At 73.3% G+C, this 21,225-nt stretch carries 14 protein-coding genes; 7 read left to right on the top strand and 7 right to left on the bottom strand.

Annotated features, from left to right (window positions below; all coding sequences use genetic code 11):
- Nucleotides 1–24: 24 nt before the first annotated feature.
- A complete protein-coding gene (locus tag ACZ6QO_RS01175) occupies nt 25–837 on the bottom strand; it encodes an inositol monophosphatase family protein (protein WP_465846483.1) in 813 nt (270 codons plus the stop codon).
- Nucleotides 834–2,846 carry a S9 family peptidase gene (locus ACZ6QO_RS01170; RefSeq protein ID WP_465846482.1) on the bottom strand — a complete coding sequence of 671 codons (2,013 nt, stop codon included), beginning with the start codon at nt 2,844–2,846 and terminating at the stop codon, nt 834–836. Before ACZ6QO_RS01170 ends, ACZ6QO_RS01175 begins: the two co-directional genes overlap by 4 nt.
- Before the next feature lie 133 nt (nt 2,847–2,979).
- On the opposite strand from ACZ6QO_RS01170, the gene ACZ6QO_RS01165 reads away from it, so the two are divergent.
- The gene (locus tag ACZ6QO_RS01165) at nt 2,980–3,942 is read left to right on the top strand and encodes a ferrochelatase (RefSeq protein WP_465846480.1); all 963 of its coding nucleotides are present in this window, start codon (nt 2,980–2,982) and stop codon (nt 3,940–3,942) included.
- Between the two features lie 52 nt (nt 3,943–3,994).
- On the opposite strand, the gene ACZ6QO_RS01160 is transcribed toward ACZ6QO_RS01165, so the two are convergent.
- The gene (locus tag ACZ6QO_RS01160) at nt 3,995–5,428 is read right to left on the bottom strand and encodes a lytic transglycosylase domain-containing protein (protein ID WP_465846479.1); all 1,434 of its coding nucleotides are present in this window, start codon (nt 5,426–5,428) and stop codon (nt 3,995–3,997) included.
- A 134-nt stretch (nt 5,429–5,562) separates the two neighbouring features.
- Here ACZ6QO_RS01160 and ACZ6QO_RS01155 point away from each other — a divergent pair, with 134 nt between their 5' ends.
- A complete protein-coding gene (locus ACZ6QO_RS01155; RefSeq protein WP_465846478.1) occupies nt 5,563–6,777 on the top strand; it encodes an MFS transporter in 1,215 nt (404 codons plus the stop codon).
- A gap of 169 nt (nt 6,778–6,946) precedes the next feature.
- Nucleotides 6,947–8,227: a D-arabinono-1,4-lactone oxidase gene (locus tag ACZ6QO_RS01150; RefSeq protein ID WP_465846477.1), complete on the top strand. Its 1,281-nt coding sequence runs from the start codon at nt 6,947–6,949 to the stop codon at nt 8,225–8,227.
- A gap of 95 nt (nt 8,228–8,322) precedes the next feature.
- On the opposite strand, the gene ACZ6QO_RS01145 is transcribed toward ACZ6QO_RS01150, so the two are convergent.
- Entirely contained in the window at nt 8,323–9,246 is a 924-nt protein-coding gene (locus ACZ6QO_RS01145) for a hypothetical protein (RefSeq protein ID WP_465846475.1), read from the bottom strand.
- A 527-nt stretch (nt 9,247–9,773) separates the two neighbouring features.
- Between ACZ6QO_RS01145 and sepH the strand changes: the two genes are divergently transcribed.
- Nucleotides 9,774–12,335 (top strand): septation protein SepH, encoded by a 2,562-nt coding sequence (gene sepH / locus ACZ6QO_RS01140; protein WP_465846473.1) that lies wholly within the window; start codon nt 9,774–9,776, stop codon nt 12,333–12,335.
- 244 nt (nt 12,336–12,579) lie between these two features.
- Here sepH and ACZ6QO_RS01135 read toward each other — a convergent pair whose 3' ends face one another.
- Entirely contained in the window at nt 12,580–14,082 is a 1,503-nt protein-coding gene (locus ACZ6QO_RS01135; protein WP_465846471.1) for a PH domain-containing protein, read from the bottom strand.
- 248 nt (nt 14,083–14,330) lie between these two features.
- Complete coding sequence (locus tag ACZ6QO_RS01130; RefSeq protein WP_465846470.1) at nt 14,331–14,846, bottom strand: PH domain-containing protein; 516 nt, start codon at nt 14,844–14,846, stop codon at nt 14,331–14,333.
- A 248-nt stretch (nt 14,847–15,094) separates the two neighbouring features.
- Here ACZ6QO_RS01130 and ACZ6QO_RS01125 point away from each other — a divergent pair, with 248 nt between their 5' ends.
- A complete protein-coding gene (locus tag ACZ6QO_RS01125; protein WP_465846468.1) occupies nt 15,095–16,078 on the top strand; it encodes an ATP-binding cassette domain-containing protein in 984 nt (327 codons plus the stop codon).
- Nucleotides 16,075–16,887 carry an ABC transporter permease gene (locus tag ACZ6QO_RS01120; protein WP_465846466.1) on the top strand — a complete coding sequence of 271 codons (813 nt, stop codon included), beginning with the start codon at nt 16,075–16,077 and terminating at the stop codon, nt 16,885–16,887. The genes ACZ6QO_RS01125 and ACZ6QO_RS01120 overlap by 4 nt, the downstream gene beginning before the upstream one ends.
- Nucleotides 16,888–16,950: 63 nt before the next feature.
- Here the strand turns inward: ACZ6QO_RS01120 and ACZ6QO_RS01115 are convergent, their stop codons facing one another.
- Complete coding sequence (locus ACZ6QO_RS01115) at nt 16,951–20,421, bottom strand: BTAD domain-containing putative transcriptional regulator (protein WP_465846465.1); 3,471 nt, start codon at nt 20,419–20,421, stop codon at nt 16,951–16,953.
- A gap of 93 nt (nt 20,422–20,514) precedes the next feature.
- Between ACZ6QO_RS01115 and ACZ6QO_RS01110 the strand changes: the two genes are divergently transcribed.
- A complete protein-coding gene (locus tag ACZ6QO_RS01110; protein ID WP_465846463.1) occupies nt 20,515–21,093 on the top strand; it encodes a YbhB/YbcL family Raf kinase inhibitor-like protein in 579 nt (192 codons plus the stop codon).
- The last annotated feature ends 132 nt before the right edge of the window (nt 21,094–21,225 follow it).

Genomic DNA, 21,225 nt, shown 5'->3' with positions numbered 1-21,225 from the left:
TCCGCGCCGCGCCCGGCGCGTCCGTCAGTCGCGTTCCGGGTTCAAAGGGGTGAGCAGGTCGCGCAGCTCCTCGAACAGGCCGGGCGGCGCGCACAGCGTGAGCCGGCGGCTGTGCGGCCGGCCGTGCAGGCCGCCGATCTTCGCCCCGGCCTCGACGGCGATCAGGCCGCCGGCCGCGAAGTCCCAGATCTGCGGGCCGCGCTCGTAGTAGCCGTCCACCCGTCCCGCCGCCACCGAGCACAGGTCGACCGCGCACGACCCGCCCCGGCGGATGTCGCGGACGACCGGCAGCACGTGCGTGAGCACCTCCGCCTGGACGGCCCGGCGGTTCGGCAGGTAGCCGAACCCGGTGGCGATCAGCGCCTCAGCCAGCGGCATGCCCGTGTTGCAGCGCAGCCGCTCGGCCGGGACGCCCTCGCGGAGCAGCTCGGCCCCGCCGCCCTTGGCCGCCGCGTACAGCTCGCCGCGCGGCGGCACGTTGACCACGCCGGCGACGACCTCGCCGTCGACCTCCACGGCGATGCTCACCGCCCAGTCCGGCAGGCCGTACATGAAGTTGACCGTGCCGTCGATGGGGTCGACGATCCAGCGGACGCGCCCTTCCCCGCTCTCCCCGCCCTCGGTCTCGCCGTCCTCCTCGCCGAGGAAGGCGTCATCAGGCCTGGCCTCCTTGACGCGCTGCCTGATCAGCTCCTCGGAGGCGCGGTCGAGGGCGGTGACCACGTCGGTCCTGCTGGACTTGGTCTCGATCGCCTCGGGGCGCGCCGGGCGCTTGGCGAGGAGCATGTCCCCCGCCTCGCGGGCGATGTCGGCCGCCAGCCGCAGGAAGTCGGTCATGCCACCGACTCCGGCCGCTTCCAGTCCTCGCCGAGGACGTTGTGCGCCAGGAACGCCAGAACGGTCTCGTACCAGGCGACGGCGTTGCCCGGCTTGAGGATCCAGTGGTTCTCGTCGGGGAAGTACAGGAACTTCGACTCCACCGACGACCTGCGCAGGTCCCACCACAGCCGCAGCGCCTCCCCGATAGGCACGCGGTAGTCCTTGTCGCCGTGGATGACCAGCATCGGAGTGGTGATCTCGCCGAGCCACCGGTGCGGCGACAGCGTGCGGTAGACCTCGGCCCCCACGGGGCCGAACTCCCGCTCCCAGTAGTCGGCGGCGTCGGTGGTGCCGGCGAACTGCTCAAGGTTCCACAGGGAGGCGTGGGTGACGATGGCCCGGAACCTGTCGGTGTGCCCGGCGATCCAGTTCGCCATGTAGCCGCCGAAGGACCCGCCCATCATGCCGGTGCGCTCGCCGTCCACGTCCGGGCGGGCGACGCACGCGTCGGTGATCGCCATCAGGTCGGCGTGGGTGCGCGGGCCCCAGTCGCCCCAGCCGCGCTGGATCATCTCCTGGCCGTAGCCGGTGGACATGCACGGGTCGGGCATCAGGACGGCGTAGCCGTGCTCGGCCATGATCCACGGGTTCCAGCGCCACATCCAGTCGTTCCAGCTCGCGACCGGGCCCCCGTGGACCCACAGCAGCAGCGGCGCGGGATTGTCGGCCGAGGCCCCGGCGGGCAGCACGAGCCAGCCTCTGATCTCCACGCCGTCGTCGGCGGCCGCGGACACCTCGGTGAGCGTCCCCGGGACGGTGACCCTCGGCGCCGGGGACGGCAGCTCGGCGGTCTCGCCGCTCGCGAGGTCGAGGCGCACGGGAGCGGGCGGGGCGTCGGGGAAGCTGCGCAGCGCGTACAGGTGGCGTCCATCGGGCGAGGGACACAGGTGCAGGTACGCCCCGTCCCCCGGCGTGAGGCGCTCGTACTCGCCGGTGAGGGCCACCTTGAAGATCGGACGCCTGCCCTGGTGGTCGGCGGCGGCGTAGAGGGAGCCGGAGTCCGGCGCCCATGCGACGGACGAGGCGACCAGGTCGGCGGTGTGCCCGCCGTACCCCGCCGCGCCGTCCTCGGTCTCTTCCCCGGAGGTGAGGCGGCCGATCCACAGCGTGTGCTCGACGGCGCGCTCCTGGGTGCCCCGGCGCGTCTTCCGGCAGGCGACGTGGCGGCCGTCGGGGGAGATCGTGACCGGTCCCTCGAAGTCGTGCTCGGCGTCGGAGGCCACGACGCGCCGCTCTCCCGTGGCGACGTCGATCGCGGCCAGCTCGAACCGGACTCCGCCCGCGGGGAGCGGCACGGCCCACGTGGTGACGACGGTCGAGCCGTCGGAGGTGACCGCGAAGGAGGCCTCCAGCAGCGCGGCGCCCGGGTCGGGGGTCAGGTCGCGCGGCTCGGCGAGGCCCGGCAGCCCGGCCGCGAACAGCCGCGTCCGCCCGGGGCCGAGGTCGTGGTCCCAGAAGCGGATCGGGTAGCCCTCGTGGAGGATCGCGCTGATGCCGGCGTCCTTCCTGGCCTTGCGGCGCTCGGCCTCCGAGGCGGCGTCCCCGGGGAGCACGTCCGCGCTGAAGACGACGGCGGAGCCGCCGGTCTGGACCTCGCCGATGCCTCCGGGCCGGTCCGCCACCCTGCGCGCCTCGCCGCCCTTGGCGGGCAGCAGCCACAGCGCGGGCGCCTCGTTCCCGGGGTCCTCGGGCTGGTCCTTGACGGTGGCGTCGGGGCGCCGCGAGACGAACAGCAGGTCGCCGTCGGCCGTGAACTGGGCGCCGGTCTCCCCCTTGGCCGAGCGGGTCAGCCTGAACGCCTCGCCACCGGGCTCGGCCGGCACCTCCCAGATGGAGGTGCCGTAGGACTTCCCGTCGGGGTTGAGCGACTGGACGACGGACACCAATCGGGAGCCGTCCGGAGACAGCCGCAGCGACAACAGTCTGGGAATGGCGACAAACTCGCGTATGTCCTTGAAGAGGCTCACTTCGCCGAACTTACCCTTCCTCGCCGCAGCCCCCTAACACCGCTCGTCCCCCGCCCCCGTTCTCCCTGCGGAGTCCCCTTCTCCGCCACAGTCCCTGACACCGCACCCTTCGCGATGAGGTTGGATGGATGCCATGGCTCGTTACGACGCGTTGCTGATCGTCTCCTTCGGCGGGCCCGAGAAGCCCGAAGACGTCATGCCGTTCCTTGAGAACGTCGTCCGGGGACGGGGCGTGCCTCGCGAGCGGCTGCTGGAGGTCGAGGCCCACTACCAGGGGTTCGGCGGCGTCAGCCCGATCAACCAGCAGTGCCGCGACCTGATCGAGGCGCTGCGGCCCGAGGTGGACCTGCCGATCTACTGGGGCAACCGCAACTGGCACCCGTTCCTGCGCGACACGCTGGGCAAGATGGCCGCCGACGGCGTCACCCGCGCGGCCGCGTTCATCACCGCGGCCTACAGCTCCTATTCGAGCTGCCGCCAATACCTGGACGACATCGCCCGCGCCCGCGCCGAAGTCCCCGGCGCGCCCGAGATCGTCCGGCTGCGCCACTACTACGACCACCCCGGCTTCATCGCCGCGATGACCGACCACACCCGCGAGGCCGTGGCCCGGCTCCCCGAGAAGCACCGCGACGGCGCCCGGCTGGTGTTCACCGCGCACAGCATCCCCGCCTCCATGGCCGCCACCTCGGGGCCGACCGGCGGCGCCTACGAGGCGCAGCTGCGCGCCGCCGCCGCGCTGGTCGCCGGCGACCGGCCGTGGGACCTGGTGTGGCAGAGCCGCAGCGGCCCGCCCCAGGTGCCGTGGCTGGAGCCTGACGTGTGCGACCACCTGACCGCCCTGCACGCGTCCGGCGTCCAGGCCGCGGTGCTCGTGCCCATCGGGTTCGTCTCCGACCACATGGAGGTCGTCTACGACCTCGACACCGAGGCCGCCGGCGTCGCCCGCGACCTCGGCATGCACCTCACCCGCGCCGCGACGGCGGGCACCCACCCGCGGTTCGTCTCCATGGTCCGCGAGCTCCTGGACGAACCCGAGCCGGCCCCCTGCCCCGCCCTCTGCTGCCCAGCCCCCCGCCCTCGCCCCCGCCCCTGACCACACGCCCGGCGCCGCCGTACGGCGGCCCGCGCGGACACCTGCCGCCGCGTCAGGCGTAGGCGCGGGCGTAGCCCTCGGCGATGCCGAGGACCCTGTTCACGTAGTCCCACGAGTGGTTGTAGCGGAAAACGGCCGAGCGGAGCTTCGTGCCGCCCTGGCCCGCCCCGTTGGCGCACAGATAGCGGGCGGCGGCGGGCACCGCGTCGTACGGGCTCCAGATGTCGGACCTGCCGTCCCCGTCCCCGTCGACGCCGTACGCCTTCCAGGTGGCCGGCATGAACTGCATCGGGCCGAGCGCGCCCGCCGAGGACGGGCCGTTGTTGCGGCCGTGGCCGCTCTCGACCTGCCCGATCGCGGCGAGCACCGTCCACGAGAGCCCGGGGCAGACCCGCGCCGAGATCTTGTACAGGTCCAGATAGCTGCCGGGCCTGCCGACCTGGTACGTACCGGGCCGCGCGGGCGCGGTGGCAGGCGCCGGGCTCGGCGAGGCCACCGGCACGGGCGGGTCGGCCGCGCGGCGGGCCGCGCCGATCATGACGACCTGGGAGCCCGTCCCCAGCAGCCGCCTGACGTACCCGGCGACGGCCGCCGCCTTGCCCGCCGGGGTGTGCACGAGGACCGCGACGCCCGGGACCAGGCCGAGCGCGCGTCCCACCTCCTTGCCGACCAGCCCGTCCACGCCGGGCAGTCCGAACGGCGCCGACGCGGCGACCCGCAGGCGCGCTCCGGCGCCCGCCTCGTACTCGCCGCCCAACTGGAGCATGTAGCGGCCGGCCGTCTTCGACTCGGCGATGAACTCCCCTCGCGCGAGCGCGTTCCAGACCTCGGGCTCGGCCGCCACGGCCTTCGGCGCCCACGGGCGGAACTCCGCCGGGTCGACGGCGAGCAGGTTCAGCGTGGCCGTCGAGAAGCGCACCGCCCCCGCGTCGGCCAGCGACACCTTGGTGACGTGCTTGAGCCCGGTGATCCGGCGCAGCGCCGCCTCGGTGACCGGCTCGCGCGCGACGGCGATCAGCCGGGGCGGCGTGGACGCCACCCGGCGCGGCGTCACCGAGGTGGCCGCGTCGGGCGCGGCCGAGGCTTCCGGCGTGGTGGTGACCTTGGGTGCGGTGGTGACCTTGGGCGAGGCCGTGCCTTTGGGTGCGGTCGTCGCGTCCGGCTTGGTCGTGGCGCGGGGGGCGCTCGTGGTTCTGGGCGCGGCCGTGGCGTCCGGCGTGGAACGGGCGGACGGGGCGGACGTCGGCGCGCCGGCCGAGGACGACGGCGCGACCACGATCGGGCCGGGGGTGAGAGCCGGGAAGGGCGACACCGGCGCCGTCAGGTCGCTGATGCCGGCCAGCGGCGTCCGGGCCGCCGCCGGCCGGGCGCCGGCCGGGTCACGGGTGATCAGGAACGCTCCACCGGTCAGGACACCGAGGACGATCAGAAGGGCCGACCCCACCAGGACGGCGCGCGGCGGCACGAGCCGAGGGGGAGGGGACACTTGACCCACGTTAGCCCCAGGAGTCCGTATTCGTGTACGTTGCCGGAAAATCACTTGATGCGCCGCGCGACCGTGCGCGAGGCTGGATCGAGGTGGCAAGACGTGCGCCGGGGGCGCGCGAAAGGGGCGAAATCGTGGTCGGGCCGTATCGAGAGCTGTTCAGCGTGCCCGGTGCCAAGGGGTTCGTGGTCGCTGGATTCTTCGGGCGGATGCCCATGTCGATGCTCGGCATCGGCATCGTGCTGCTCATCTCGGCCCTCACCGGCTCGTACGCGTCCGCCGGAGCGATCTCGGCGACGGTCGCCATCGCGTTCGCGGTCGCCGCTCCGCTGTCGGGACGGCTGGTCGACCGCTTCGGCCAGGCCAGGGTACTCATCCCGCTGGTGCTCCTGCACGGCGCCGCGCTGGTCGTGCTCATGCTGTGCACCGCGCTCGGCGCGCCGATGTGGGCGCTCTTCGTCAGCGCCGTGGTCGTCGGCGGGGCGGCCACCTCCCTCGGCTCGATGGTCAGGGCGCGCTGGTCGCACATCCTCGGCGGCTCCTCCAGGCTGCACACGGCGTTCTCGTTCGAGTCGGTGGCCGACGAGGTGATCTTCGTGGCCGGCCCGGCGCTGGTCACCGGCCTGACCACCATGGTGAACCTGTACGCCGGGCTGATCCTGGCACTGGTGGCCACCGTCGCCGGCACGCTGGCGTTCTCCCTGCAGCGCACCACCGAGCCGCCCGTGCGCCCGGCCGTGGCGCAGTCCGGCAGCCCCATCATGATCCCGGGGGTCGCGCTGCTGTCGTGCGTGTTCCTCGCGATGGGGGCGGTGTTCGGCTCCGTCGACCTGATCACCGTCGCGTTCGCCGAGGACCACGGCGTGAAGGCCGCGGCGGGCCTGCTGCTCGGCTCGTTCGCGGGCGGCAGCATGGTCTCCGGCCTGTGGTTCGGGTTCCGGCACTGGCGCATCTCCCTGCGTCACCGGTTCATGCGCGGCCTCGCGGTGTTCGCCGCCGGCCTGACGCCGATCCTGCTCATCGGGGACACCAAGGTCATGGCCGTCGGCCTGTTCTTCGCGGGCCTGGCCATCTCGCCGACGATCATCACCGGGTACGCGCTGATCGAGCGGCTGGTGCCGGGACATCTGCTCACCGAGGGCATGTCGTGGATCTCCACCGCGGTCGGCTTCGGCGTGGCGATCGGCGCGTGGGCGGGGGGACGGCTCACCGACTCCTTCGGCGCGTCCAACGCCTACGCGTTCTCGTTCGGGTGCGCCCTGCTGGCCGTGGCGATCGGCCTCGGCGGCAACTCGCTGCTGCGCACGCCCGAGGACGGCCACTCCGAGGCCCACTCCCCCGCCGCCTGACGCACGGCCGCCGGCGGCCCCGAGGGCCCGTGGACGGCGCGCGCCGGTGCCCGCCGGGCGCGGCGTATCGCACCTCGTGGGCGGTGTGACCTGTCTCGCTCAGCGGTGAATGGTGAGCACGGCTCACATCTCTGGTCATCGGGGCGCGGCGTCATTATCGTGCTCGTGCATGAAGGCCGTCTTTCGCAACTGGGCGGGCAACCAGTCCGCCGCGCCCGCCGAGGTGCGCGTCCCCGGCTCCGCCGGCGAGGTGGCCCAGGCCGTACTGGACGCCGCCGCGCGCGGCCTGCGGGTGCGCATGGTCGGCACCGGGCACTCCTTCACGGGGGTGGCCCTCACCGACGGCATCCTGCTGCGGCCCGACGCGCTCACCGGCGTCCAGGAGGCCGGGGACGGCCGGGTGCGGGTCGCGGCCGGCACGCCCCTGCGGGTGCTGAACGAGGAGCTCGACCGCCTCGGGCTCGCGCTCGCCAACATGGGCGACATCACCGAGCAGACCGTGGCCGGCGCCATCCAGACCGGCACCCACGGCACCGGCCGCGACGTCGGCGGCCTGGCCGACCAGGTCGCCGAACTGGAGATGGTGCTCGCGGACGGCTCGATCACCACGGTCTCCGGCGGCGACCTGTTCGACGCCGCCCGCGTCGGCCTCGGCGCGCTCGGCGTCCTCACCGCCGTGACCTTCCGCGTCGAGCCGTCGTTCCTGCTGCGCAGCGACCGGCGGCCGATGCCGCTCGGCGAGATGCTCGACTCCCTTGATCGGATGACCGGCGAGAACGAGCATCTGGACTTCTTCTGGCTGCCGCACACCGACACCTGCCTGACCAAGCGCAACAACCGGTCGCCCGGCCCCGCCGCGCCGCCCGGCGCCCTGCGCCACTGGCTGGACAGCGTCTTCCTGGAGAACACGCTGTTCGGGGCGCTGTGCGCGGTCGGCGGGCGCTTCCCCGCGGCGATCCCGACCCTGAACGGGATCTCCGCAGGCGCGCTGTCTGCCTCCTGCCACACCGACAAGGCCTACAAGGTGTTCACCAGCGTGCGTAACGTGCGCTTCCTGGAGATGGAGTACGCGATCCCGCGCGAGCGGCTCGGCCAGGCGCTGCGCGAGATCCGCGACCTCATCGACCTCAGCGACTGGACGATCACTTTTCCCATCGAGGTCAGGGTCACGCCGCCCAGCGATGCCTGGCTGTCCACGGCGTACGGCAGGGAGTCGGCCTACATCGCCTGCCACGTCTACCGGCCGACGCCCAACCCGGCGTACTTCGCGGGCGTCGAGGCGATCATGACCCGGCTCGGCGGACGCCCTCATTGGGGCAAGCTGCACACCCAGGGCGCGGCCTACCTCGCGACGGTCTACCCGCGCTTCGGGGACTTCCTCGCCCTCCGGGATGAGGTGGACCCCCGCCGCCTGTTCGGCAACGACTACCTGGCCACCGTCCTCGGCTGAACAGAGCCGTCCGAGCCGGTCCGGCCACCGGCGCCCGAACCGCCCGTGTTCGAACCGCCCGGTGCCCGAACCGCCCGTGTTCGAACCGCCCGTGGTCAGCCGCCGATGCCCGAACCGCCCGTGCCCGAACCGCCCCTGTTCGAGCCGCCGGTGTCGGAACCACCGGTGTCGGAACGACCGGTGTTCGAGCCGCTGGTGTCAGAGCCGCCGCCGTCCGGGCCGGCGGTCGGGACCTCGCCGGTGCCGCCGCCACCGCCGCTCTCCGGCGACGCGGCGGCCGATGGCTCGACCGACGGCTCCGCCGAAGGCCGCCCGCCATCCCCCGGCTCGTCCGTGGCGGACTTCGCCGAGCCGCCCGCCGAGGGCTCGTCCGACCGGCCCGTCCCGGACCCGCCGCCCGGAGCGGACGGCTCAAGCGAGGGCTCGCCCTGCTCGGACACCGTCCCGCCGAGGCTCGTCCCCGACCCTTGCGTGCCGTGCACGGTGGCGGTCAGCGGCCTGCCGCTGACCAGCTCGAACGCCAGGATCCCGCCCATGCTCAGCCCGAAGGTGGCCACCGCCGCGACGATCATGGTCGCCCAGAGCGGCCTGCGTCTCCCTTCCCGGCGCAGAGGCGGCAGCTCCGCGGTCCCCCCGGCCGGCGCCCCCGGGTGGACCGGGTCGTCGGCGCCGGTGGGCAGGTCGGCGGGGCCGTGGTCGCGGACGGTGGCGTGCGCGGCCGCGGCCAGCCCTTCCTCTCCGGGACTCGCCATCACCGGCTCCTCCGCCCGCCCGTCCGGGTCGTCGCGCCCGAGCTGTCCGATGATCAGCCCGTGCGCCTCTTTGAGCCGGTGCTTGGTGCGGTGGATGTAGTGGGTGTAGATCGCGTTGCCGACGGTGGTGCCGGCGCTGGCCAGCGCCGCGCCGATGACCGTCCCATGGACCCCGAGGAAGGACGCCGCCGTGGCCGCCGTGGCCGCCGCCAGCGCGCTGCCCACGATCTGCGGAGCGCTGAGGCTCGGTGTTTCCTTCTCACCCATCGGTCTCACCCATCGGTCTTCTCGCCCGCCCATCCGTCGCCCCGCGGCGCACGCCTTTCGACGCCGCCGGGGAGATCGCACACCGCCGCATCGCTTTTATCCGAGATGCAGAGAAACAACCATTTCTTGCTGTTCTCGCCGGTCAAAGGGGTGATCAGCCGGTTCCACCTCCGCCGCCGCGCGCGGTCCGCCACGCCCGGGGAAGGCCGGCCGGGCCCGTCCTTCCCGGCGGGAACACCGTCCCCGCGCCGCGCCGCCACGGCGGGTCCCATGCCCGTTGCACGAAGTGGGAGGTGCCGAGCCGCGTGATTCGCCAGAATCTGGGAAGGACGCCTAACCCCGTTTGCTGCATATCGAGCAGCCGGTGGATAGGGTGAATGCGACATTTGTACCGCCTCTCATCGCTTCCCGCGTCTCTGAGGAAGGCGATGTTCGGACATGCCGGGTACGGTGCTGGCAGGCAACCGGCTCACGCGAGAGACTCAAGGGTCCGGGGGAAGATTGAGCACGACGACGAAGGGACTCGCATGCAGGAGCTCCGACTCGTCGCGGTGAGCGAGGACGGAACATACCTCGTGCTGGCCACGGCCGGCAGGGGTACACGGTTCACGCTTCCCGTCGACGAACGGCTCCGAGCGGCGGTCCGCGGCAACTTCTCCCGTCTCGGCCAGTACGAGATCGAAGTGGAGAGTCCGTTGCGCCCCAAGGAGATCCAGGCCCGCATCCGTGCGGGGGAGACCGCGGAGGAGATCGCCGCCACCGCGGGTATTCCGGTGGAGCGTGTCCGCTGGTTCGAGGGACCTGTTCTACAAGAACGCGAGTACACCGCGCAGCAGGCGCAGCGCGTCGCCGTGCGGCTGCCCGGCGAGTCCACCCCCGGACCCACCCTCGGCGAGCTGGTGACCGAGCGGCTGAGCCGCCGCGGCGTGCCCGCCGACGAGATCGACTGGGACTCCTGCAAGCGCGACGACGGCCTGTGGCGCATCAAGCTCGGCTTCGTCTGGAACGGTCACACGCGCAGCGCCGAATGGCTGTTCGACCTCCGGCGCCGCCACGTCACCCCGTACGACGACGAGGCGCTGCGGCTGTCCGCCACCGAGTACGTCGAGCCGGGCGAGGAAGCCACGGTGACGCCTTTCGTCCCGAGGCTCGCCGCCAAGCTCGCGCCCGTCCCCACCATCCCGGTCGAGGGCCCCGCGCCGCTGCCCGGCGTCACGCGCCACGACCCCCGCGGCCACTACTCCGAGTCCGCACGCGACCTCCCGGAGCCCGCACGCGGCCACTCCGAGCCTCCACGCGACCTCCCAGAGCCCTCGCGAAGCCTTCCTGTGTCTTCGCGGGACCACGACGAGCCTCCACGCAACCTCCCTGAGTCCTCGCGGACCCTCGCGGAGCCCCCGCTGGGCCACGCCGCGCCCTCGCGCGGCCACCAGGACCACACCTACGCGGACGTCCCCGCGCACGCCGACCAGACCCGCCAGCCCTTCGCCACCGACGCCCCCCAGACCCGCCAGCCCTCCAGCGCCAGCGTCCACCAGGCTCACCAGCCCTCCAGCGGCGCCGACGTCCACCAGGCTGACCGGTCCTTCGCCACCGACGCGCGCGGAGCAGACCAGCTCTCCGGTGCCGGCGCACGCGCAGCCGACCAACTCTCCGGCGCTGACGTCCGGGAGGCGCACGAACCGTCCCGCACCGAGCAGCGCGAGGCTCCCCGGCCCGCCCACCAGCCGGTTCACCAGGAGCCCGCGGCCTACCTCCAGGAGTCCGCGTCGTCGCGCCTCCATGAGCCCTCCTCACCGCGCCCCGCCGCGCCGACGGCCGCCCATGACGCGGTCTCCGCGACGGGTCATGACCCAACGGTGGGCGGCCATGACGCCGCCGCGGTGGCGAGCGGACCGAGCACCGCCGGGTCCGTTTCGGAGCAGGGCACGGCTTCGGCGGCCGAGTTCGTCTCGGACCAGGGCACGGCTTCGGCAGCCCGGGACGCCGACGCCGGGGCCGTCCAGGGCGCCGTGGCCGCGTCCACGGCCGAGCACGACCCCCGCTCCGCGCCCGCACAGCACCCGCGTCCCGAACAGCACTCACACACCCAGCCCGAGCACCGCCTCCAGGCCGAGCCCGAGCAGAGCCCCCGGACCGAGGCCGAGCAGGGCCCACGGCCCACGTCGGAGCAGGAGCCTCGGCCCACGTCCGAGCGGGATTCCCGGCCCACGTCCGAGCAGGGCCTTCCGCTGACGTCCGGGCAGGCCGAGGTCGCGCAGGCCGAAACGGCGGAGGCCTCGCGGTCCCACACCGAGCAAGAGCCCCAGCGCGCGGCCGAGCCCTCCACCCGCGAGCCGGCGGCCACCGCGGCCGCGTCCGTACCGTCCACGACGTCGCCCGCCGCCTCCGAGGGCGAACCGCGCGCGGCAACCGCCGCGCCCGAGGTCCAGGCGGCACCGGCGCCGGCGAACATGTCCGAGGTGACGGCTGCGGAAGGCTCCACCACTGGGCAGCCGCCGGCGAACGACGAGCCTTCCCAGCACGCGGGCGCCGAGCCGTCCCAGCACGAGTCCGCACAGCAGGACGCGCCGGCGGCTCCCGTCGCACGCCCGGCGCCCACCGCGGCCCCCGTCGCACAGCCCGCATCCACCGCGGCCCCCGTCGCACGCCCGGCGCCCAGCGCGGCGCCGGTGGCACGGCCCGCACCGACGGCGGCTCCCGTCCCGCGGCCCGCCCCGGTGGCGAAACCCGCGCCGGCCGCGGCCCGGGCTGCGGCCCCGGTGGCACGGCCCGCGCCCGGGGCGGCACCCGTCGCCAGGCCCGCCCCTTCGGGCAAGAAGGCCGCGGCCGCCAGGAAGGCCGAGGCCGAGGAAGCCGCGGTCGCGGTCCCCGCGGCGCGCACCAGCGGCGAGAAGGCCGACCGTCCTGCGGCGGCGGCCGTCGAGCCCGATAAGGCCGAGCAGCCGGACAAGGAGCCCAAGGCCGCCGAGCCCGCCGTTCCTCCGCAGGCCCCCAAGCCGCGGCCCGCGCGCAAGGGATCCCGTGGCCGCCGCGCCTCCGTCCCGACCTGGGACGAGATCATGTTCGGCGCCCGCCGCCAGGACTGATCCGCCCCGCCAGGCGACACCCGTCCTGCGGCGAGCTGCCCTGCGGCGGGTTCACCGGCCTCTACGGCCGGCGAACTCCGCCGCAGGCCGTCCACATTGCGTTGAGAGTCCCCCGCGCCCTCCGACCCGCCGCCTGACCACGCCACCGGCTTCGACGAGCGAGCGGCACGCCGCACGTCCGCCGGCGGCCATCGGGACGACGCGGGTGTCCGGCGACGCCCGGACAGCGGCCCGGGGCCGTGTCTCACCCTTCGGCGATGAACGGCGTGATCCAGTCAGGGGTGACCTCGGCGGCGAACCGCACCCCTTGCTCCTCGCCCGTGTCGACCGCGGCATAGCCGCCGCTGCCGGCGCCGACGCCGGCGATGACCGTCAGGACGCCGGAGCGCCGCTGGAACCAGGTCTGCCGCAGCGTCCAGCCCACCACGGCACGCCGCTCCACCACGGCCTGGGAGCGGGGCAGCGACCCTGAACGCATGGAGAGCCGGGCGCCGTCGTAGGCGTGGCCGAGCGAGCGATAACGGTCGAGGCCGAGCGGGACGCCGAGCGCGGCGACGATGAGCGCGAGAACGCCGACCACGACCCAGCCGAGCGGGAAGGCGGCGAGCGCGACGGCGACTCCGGGGGCCACCGCGCGGAAAAGCCGTCTCTGCCGCGCCTTCGGAGGATGCGGGCGCAGAGCGGCGTCGAGCGGACCGATCGCCTCGGCCGCCGTCCGGACGGCGAAGTCACGCGGCGCGACGGGCAGCAGCTGGCCACGCGTCCGCGAATCGCCGAGCCCGGTGACGATCGCCCAGAGCCGCACGACCTTCGCGCTCCGCTCCAGGACGCCGTCGGCGATCTCGTAGCCCCGGATCCTGTCGTGTTCGAGCGACACACTGCGCCGTGTGATCAGCCCGCGCTCGGCCACCAGCGACGCATCACGCCGGCGCAACGTGAAGTTCCAGTTGAACACGGCGTACATGACCGCGCCGGCGACGGGCATCATGAGCACCAGCGCGACCGCGACGAGGATCAGCAGGATCGGCCGGTGCCACAGCCACTCCCCCAGGCTGATCGCGGCGCGCTCGCTCAGGCCGAACTCGTTGCCCCACTGGAACGCGAGGCCGATCGCACCGCCCAGCAGAACGAACGGGGTGAACAGGAACGCCCCTGACAGCGGCCCGTACAGCAGCCAGCGCCAGGGAACGCGCGCGTAGACGCGCTCAGGCCGCGCGCCGGGCCGGTCCACCCGCGCGGCAGCCGGAGCGGCGCCCGGATGCTCGCTGGTCGCACCGTTCGTCCCGTACGCCGTGGTCTCCGTCCCGGCCGTGGCCGTCGAGACGCCGTCCTGCCGTACGGCGCGGCTCCGTCGCAGGAGCACCTCGCGCAGACGTTCGGCCTCGGCGACGGGAAGCCCGTCCAGCTCGCCCTCCTGCTTGTCGCCCCCTCCCGCGCCGGTGTCGATGCGGACGACGGCGAGGCCGAACAGGCGATGCAGGGGCGGGGTGGTGACGTCCACGCCCCTGACGCGGTCGAGCGGGATCGTCCGGACCGAACGGCTCACCAGCGACCGAGTGATCTCCAACCGGTCGCCGGCGATCTGGAACGTGAAGGTCGCCCAGCGCACGGCGGCGTATCCGACCGAGCCCACGATGCCGAACGCGGCCCAGAGGAACGACGACGGGGAGAAACCTCCGACGAACAGCACTCCGACGAGGGGCAGGAACAGGGACGGGAGCATCCGCACCGGATCGATCAGCAACACCAGCGGGCTCAACCGCGACGGCGCGACCCACAACGCGCCCCCGCCTCCCCTCTGCCCGGATTCCCCGGCCGCGTCAGGTGCGGGCGCCGGTCCCCCGGCCGGCGGCACCGGCCCGAGGGGCGGTCCAGACTCAGGGCTCGTTCCCGAAGACCGGTCAGTGATGGTTTCCGAGGGCCGGTCGCGTCTTGTGGGGCCGGGCTGATGGGGGGCGCGGTCTCGCTCGTCGTCGCCGGGGGCGGAGTCCTCGGTCATGTGGCGTCGTCCCTCAGCTGGTGGGCGCGGTGGGCGAGGTCCTCGGCGAGCCGTGCGGCCACGATGAAGTCGAGGCCCTTGATGGACGACGACCCGGCGTAGGACGCCGTGCGGATCTCCACCGTCGCCAGGCCGAGCAAGCGCTCGAACCAGCCCTGCTCCTTGTCCACCGTCTGGATGCGGCTCACCGGCACGAACACCCACTGCCGGCTGAACCACCCGGAACGGGCGTAGACGACGTCGTCCGCGAGCTCCCAGCGATGCACCGCGTACCGCCACAGCGGCTCGATCACCACGAACGGCAGCTCTATGACGCCGAGCGCCACCGGCACCCACCAGATGTGCTCGCGGATCCACGACGGGATCCACGCCCAGCCGGAAGCGGAGATCCAGGACGCCGCCAGAGCGGTGCCCCCGACGAGGATGACGTACCCGACGAGTGCTTCGAGCAGCCACAGCGTGATCGCGCGGCGCGACACGCGATGAGCGGGATCACGCAGGGGAGCAGTCACGCCCCCAGCCTAACGAGATCACGGCCGCCCGACGACGACGGCCGCCGGGAGAAGCCCGGACCATATTCGGGCGCGTAAGGTGACCGTCCGATCACCATGCACCTCGATATCAGCGATCTGTCAGCCGCTGAGGGACGGGCGGCGCTCAGATCTCAGAGAAATGTCAGTGCCGTACAGCAGACTTCTGGTCAGTCACCCGGGCCGCGAGCCGAGCGTGACCGCCATCCCCCCACCGAGGAGTCGAAGCGATGCGATATGCGGTCCAGGCAGAAGGCCTGGTCAAACACTACGGCGAGACCAAAGCGCTCGACGGGGTCGATCTGGTCGTGCCCGAGGGGCGGCTGCTCGGCGTCCTCGGCCCCAACGGCGCGGGCAAGACCACGGCCGTGCGCATCCTGGCGACCCTGCTCAGAGCCGACGCCGGGCATGCGACGGTCGGCGGTTTCGACGTCGCCCGCGAGGCGCACAAGGTCCGTTCCCTGATCGGGCTGACCGGGCAGTACGCCGCCGTCGACGAGACGTTGACCGGCGTCGAGAACCTCGTGATGATCGGCAGGCTGCTCGGCATGCCCCGCGCGGGCGCCCGTCAGCGGGCCGGCGAGCTGCTGTCGCGGTTCGAGCTGACCGACGCAGGCGGCCGCGCCGCCAAGACGTACTCCGGGGGCATGCGGCGCCGGCTCGACCTGGCCGCCAGTCTCGTGGGGCGTCCGCAGGTGCTCTTCCTGGACGAGCCGACCACCGGCCTCGACCCTCGCAGCCGCACCGAGCTGTGGGGGGTGGTGCGCGGCCTGATGGCCGAGGGCGTCACCGTGCTCCTCACCACGCAATATCTGCAGGAGGCCGACGAACTGGCCGACGACATCGTGGTCTTCGACCACGGCCGCGTCATCGCCTCGGGCACCTCCGACGAGCTCAAGTCGACCACCGGCGCCCAGGTCCTCCAGGTGCGCCCGCTGCTCGGCGAGCACATCCACCTGGTGACCGATGTGATCACCGACGTGATCGGCGTCCGTCCCGAGGTCATCGGCGGCCTGGCGACCGTGAACGTCAACGACCCCAAGGTGGTCCCGGCGATCGTGCGCCGCCTCGACGAGCACGGGGTGGTCGCCTCCGAACTCACCCTGCGCAAGTCCAGCCTCGACGAGGTGTTCCTGGCCCTGACCGGCCATCGCGCCGTGGAGGACGAGACCTCCGTGGAAGACACCAAGGAGAAGGAAGGGGTGTCCGCGTGACCACGCTGACCGGGGCCGTGCCCACGCCCGTCATCCCCAACCGCGTCGGCCCGGCCGCCGCGCTGCGGCACACCATGACGCTCGCCTGGCGGAGCCTGGTGCAGATCAAGCACAACCCGATGGAGCTGCTCGACCTGTCGGTCCAGCCCATCATGTTCCTGCTGCTGTTCACCTACGTCTTCGGCGGGGCGATCTCGGGGTCCACCGGCGAATATCTGCAGTTCTCGCTGCCTGGGCTGGTCGTGCAGAACATGCTGTTCGCCACCCTGACCACCGCCATCGGGCTGAGCACCGACATCAACAAGGGCGTGTTCGACCGGCTCCGCAGCCTGCCGATCGCCCGCACCGCCCCGCTGGCCGGGCGCATCGTCGCCGACACGCTCAAGCAGGTCTGGGCCTTCGCGCTGTTCGTGGGCCTCGGCACCGTGCTCGGGTTCCGCATCCACACCGGCGTGGCCGGGGTGGTGGGCGCGCTGGCGTTGCTGCTCGCGTTCGCCCTCGCGATGTCCTGGCTGTCGGTCCTCATCGGCCTGACCGCGTCCGAACCCGAGAAGGTCCAGATCATCGCGTTCTCGGTGATGATGCCGCTGACCTTCACCTCCAACGCGTTCGTCCCGACCAAGACGCTGCCCGAGTGGTTGCAGCGGTGGGTCGAGGTCAACCCGGTCACGCACCTGGCCGACGCGGTCCGCGGCCTGCTCAGCGGAGGTCCGGTCGCCGGCCACGCGACCATCTCGCTGCTCTGGGGGCTGGGCATCGCCGTGATCTTCGCCCCCCTGTCCCTGCGAGCCTTCCGCGCCCGCGGCTGACCCGTGCCCGGCTGAGCCCGGCGCTCATCACGACGCTGTACGCCCCCATTCGCGGGGCCGGGCTCAGGTGGCCGGCCGGAGAGGGGCGGGGGTGGGAGGACGTTGTGCGGTCAGGGGGCGGACATGCCGGTGCGCGAGGTCGAAGAGCTGGGTGAGAGGCAAGGCGGCGCCGCGTTCGTGGCGGCGCCGGCACTCCTCCGTGCCGAGCGCGGCGACCACCGCTTCGGTGATGCGGACGTGGTCGTATCCGACCACGTCATCGACGCCTCGCACTCCGGCGGCGGCCCCGAGCAGCATCGCGGCGCCGGCGGCGTCGCCCTCGCGGACGGCCAGTCCGGCGAGGGCGATGAGCACCAGGCCGAACGTGCCGCCGTCCCGGGTGTGCCACGCGAGCCGCAGCGCCTCGGCGTGCGCCTCCCGGGCGGCCGCCAGGTCGCCCTTCTGCTCGCTGAGCAACCCCAGCGACGAGTACAGCAGGGCCCTGAACGGCGCGGGAGCGACGTCGTCGGCGGCCAGGGCGAGCGCCCGTTCGTAGTGAAGCCCGGCGCGCCGCAGGTCGCCCTCCTCGCGGGCGAAGTCGCCGCGCACGCTGCGCACCCCGGCCTCCCCCATGCGGTCGCCCGATATGCGGCAGGTGTCCAGCGCCTGGTCGAGCACCGCCTCGGCGCCGCCCCGGTCTCCGGAGGCGTGCAGGGCCAGCGCGAGATGGGTGCGCATGTACGGGGTGTCCTCCACGGCGCCGATCTCCTCCACCAGCGTGAGCGCTTCGCTGATCGTCGCGATGGTGGTGGCGTGGTCCCCGCGCAGTGTGCCGGCCTCCGCGAGGGAGGCCATGGCCGTGCTGACGCCCCACCGGTCGCCCGTGGCGCGGAAGCCTTCCAGCGCGGCCCGTACGTCCGCCTCCCCCTCGGCGATCTGGCCGATCTTGTAGTTGAAGTGCCCGCGCAACAGGTAAGCGGAGGCGACCACCCACGGGTCGGGGTCGTCGAACATGTCGGACAAGATCCGGTCGGGGTCGGGCGCGTAGTCGACGAACAGCGCCAGCACCGGTTCGGCCAGCGACACCAGCACCGGCCAGGGGCGCCCCACCGATGACCTGGCGAGGTCCAGGGCTCGTTCGAGCACGTCCTTCGACTCCCGCCACTGGGTGGTGCCGCCGGCCATGAGGATGCCCTGGACGGTCAGAGCGACCGCCCGCCGACGCGCCCCGACATCGCCGGCATCCCCACCACCCGCGCCCCCGCCGCCGGCACCTCCGACAACCTCGGCACTCGCGACTACCTCGGCACCGGCGACGGCATCCGCAGCGTCGATGGCATCGCCCACGCCGGAATGACCTACGACGGCGTCGGCTCGCCCGGCACCGCCGGCGCTCGTGTCGTCCAGCAGGGCGATCACCTCGGCGGCGCGCTGTGCTCCCTCGGTGCGGCGCCCCATGAGGAACCAGTACCAGCCCAGCGCGCCCACCAGTCTCAACGCGAGGTCGCGGTCACCGGCCTCGACCGCCCAGCGCAGTGCCGCCGTGAGGTTGTCGTTGTCGGCGGACAGGGCGGCCAGCCACTCGACCTGCTCAGGCCGGCGCAGCCGCGGTTCGGCGTCCTCGGCCAATGCGGTGAAGAACCGCGCGTGTGAGAGCCGGACGGCGTGCTCCTCCCCTGACTCGGCCAGCCGCTCGGTCGCGTACACCCGGATGGTCTCCAGCATCCGGTAGCGCTGGTCCTCGTAGACGACGAGCGACTTGTCGACCAGCCTGGCCAGCGTCTCCAGCACCTCCGCACGGGGCAGCAGGCCGGGCGGCAGGCCGTCGGACGACACCGTCTCCACCGCGTCGAGCGTGGCGCCGCCGGCGAACGCGGCGAAGCGGCGGGCGAGCACCCGTTCGCGCTCCTCCAGCAGGTCCCAGCTCCACTCGACCACCGCGCGCAGAGTCTGGTGGCGCGGCAGGGCCGTGCGGCTGCCGCCGGTGAGCAGGCGGAACCTGTCGTCGAGGCGGTCGGCGATCTGCCCGGCGGACAGGGTGCGCAGCCGGGCGGCGGCCAGCTCGATGGCCAGGGGCATGCCGTCCAGTTCACGGCAGATGCGGGCGACCGCCTGCTCGTCGTCGCCGGGCACGTAGCCGGGGCGGGCCGTGGCGGCGCGGTCGGCGAACAGGCTGCGCGCGTGCTCGTCGTCGAGCGGCTGGACGTGCCAGAGCAGTTCGCCGGTGATGCCGAGGGGCTCGCGGCTGGTGGCGAGGATGCGTACCTGCGGGCATTCGGCGAGGATGCGGTCGGCCAGGCGCGCGGCGGCGTCGACCAGGTGCTCGCAGTTGTCGAGGATGATCAGCCGGTCTCCCTGGCCGAGGCCGGAGACCAGGGTCGCGGTCAGGTCCGCCGCCTCGAAGGGTGGCGGGCTCTGCGACAGCACGGGAGTGCGGCCGATGTCGCGCAGGCCGAGCGCGGCGAGCACCGCCCGCGGCACGTCGTCGGGGTCGCGCACCGGCCCCAGCTCGGCCAGCCAGACGCCGGCGGGCATCCGGCCGGCGAGCGCCTCGCCCGCCTCGACGGCGAGGCGGGTCTTGCCGGCCCCGCCGGGTCCGAGCATGGTGACGAGCCGATGGCCGGCCAGCAGGTCGCCGGCGCGTCGCAGGTCTTTCTCCCGGCCGACGAAGCTGGTCAGCCGCGCCCGCAGGTTCCCCTTCCTACCCCCCGCCCCGGCGAACCCGCCCCCGTGACCGGTGGGTGCGGTGGCCGCGCCGCCGTCGGCAGGCGTGTGCGTGACGGACGCCGGGGTCGGGGGAAGGGCGTCGCGGAGTATTGAGAGGTGGAGGTCGGCGAGCGCGGGCGAGGGGTCGGTGCCGAGCCGGTCGGCGAAGGTGTCGCGGGCCGCCTGGTAGGCGGCGAGCGCCTCCACCCGCCGTCCCGCCGCGTACAGCGAACGCATCAGCAGGCCGTGCGGCCGTTCTCGCAGCGGGTGGGCCGCGATGAGCGCGGGCAGTTCGGCCAGGACGTCGGCGTGCCCGCCGAGCAGCAGGTCGGCTTCCGCCCGGTCTTCGACGGCGGCCAGGCGCAGTTCCTCCAGGCGGGCGATCTCGGAATCGGCCGTCCCCGCGCCGGCCAGGTCGGCGAACGCGGGGCCGCGCCACAGCGCCAGGGCCTTTCTGAGGGTGCGCGCGGCGCCGGCCGCGTCGCCCAGGCGCAGTGCCTCGCGGCCATCGGCGGCAAGACGGGCGAACCGGTGGACGTCCACCTGATCCGGAGATATAACCAACCGGTAACCTGACGCTTCGGCGGCCACCAGATCGCTTCCCAGGACGGCGCGCAGGCGCGAGACCAGAGCCTGCAGCGCGTTGCCCACGCCGCTTGGCGGGTCGGCTTCCCACACCGCGGAGACGAGCATGTCGACAGGCACGGTGCGACCCGGGCTGAGCAGCAACGACGCGAGAAGCGCGCGCAGCCGCCGCCCGCCGATCGACAGCGGGGCGCCGTCGTGAACGACCTCCAGCGGGCCGAGCAGCGCGAAGCCCAGGCTCGTCCCCCGCGCCGCCGCATCCATGCCTCGATTCTGGCCGATTCGGCCGTCCCACGGCGCCGCCCATTCCGGCGATGGGGTCAGGCCACTCTCCGAACCCGCGTAGCATCAGCGACCATGGGGCTGCCGATGAACACCGTGCGGGTTGGGCGCATGGGACGCCGACGCATCACCGTCGCCGCGGTGATGGCGGTGATGGCGGCGTCGGCGGGTTGCGGCATCGTGGGCGGCGGCTCGCCCACCGAGAACTCCCTGGACGGGCTCAGCGTCTCGAGCCCGCGGTTCCGCGACGAGGCGCCCCTCCCGGCCGAGTATTCCTGCACCGGGCAGTCCGGCAATCCGCCGCTGCGCTGGTCGGGCGTGCCGGCGAAACAGACCGAGTCGATCGCCCTGGTGGTCGACGCCAACAACGCACAAGGCGCGGCGGAGGTGCACTGGGTGCTGTTCAACATCGACCCGCTCACCACCGAGCTCGCGCAGAACAGCGTGCCCAGAGGCGCCCTGCAGGGGCTGACCTCGACCGGCAAGGCGGGTTACGCCCCCCCGTGCCGTCCTGACGACACCTACCGCTTCAGCGTGTACGCACTGGACGCCATGCTCGTGCTCAAGAACGGCGCCGACCTGCGCAAGACGCTGGAAGAGATCGCCCAGCACACCATCGCGCGGGGACGGCTCTCGGCGGCCCACATCGAGTGACATGCTGAGCACCGCAGGTAGTAATGGATACCGGATCTTCTCGTAGGGTGTGACAACGCTCATAGTGGTCGGACAGAATCAGATGCAATCCTCGAGCGCAGGTGGTCAACGGGGGCAGATCGCGTCGATGGC

The sequence above is a fragment of the Sphaerisporangium sp. NPDC049457 genome (assembly GCF_055586705.1).
This window is presented reverse-complemented; position numbering and strand designations above follow the sequence as displayed.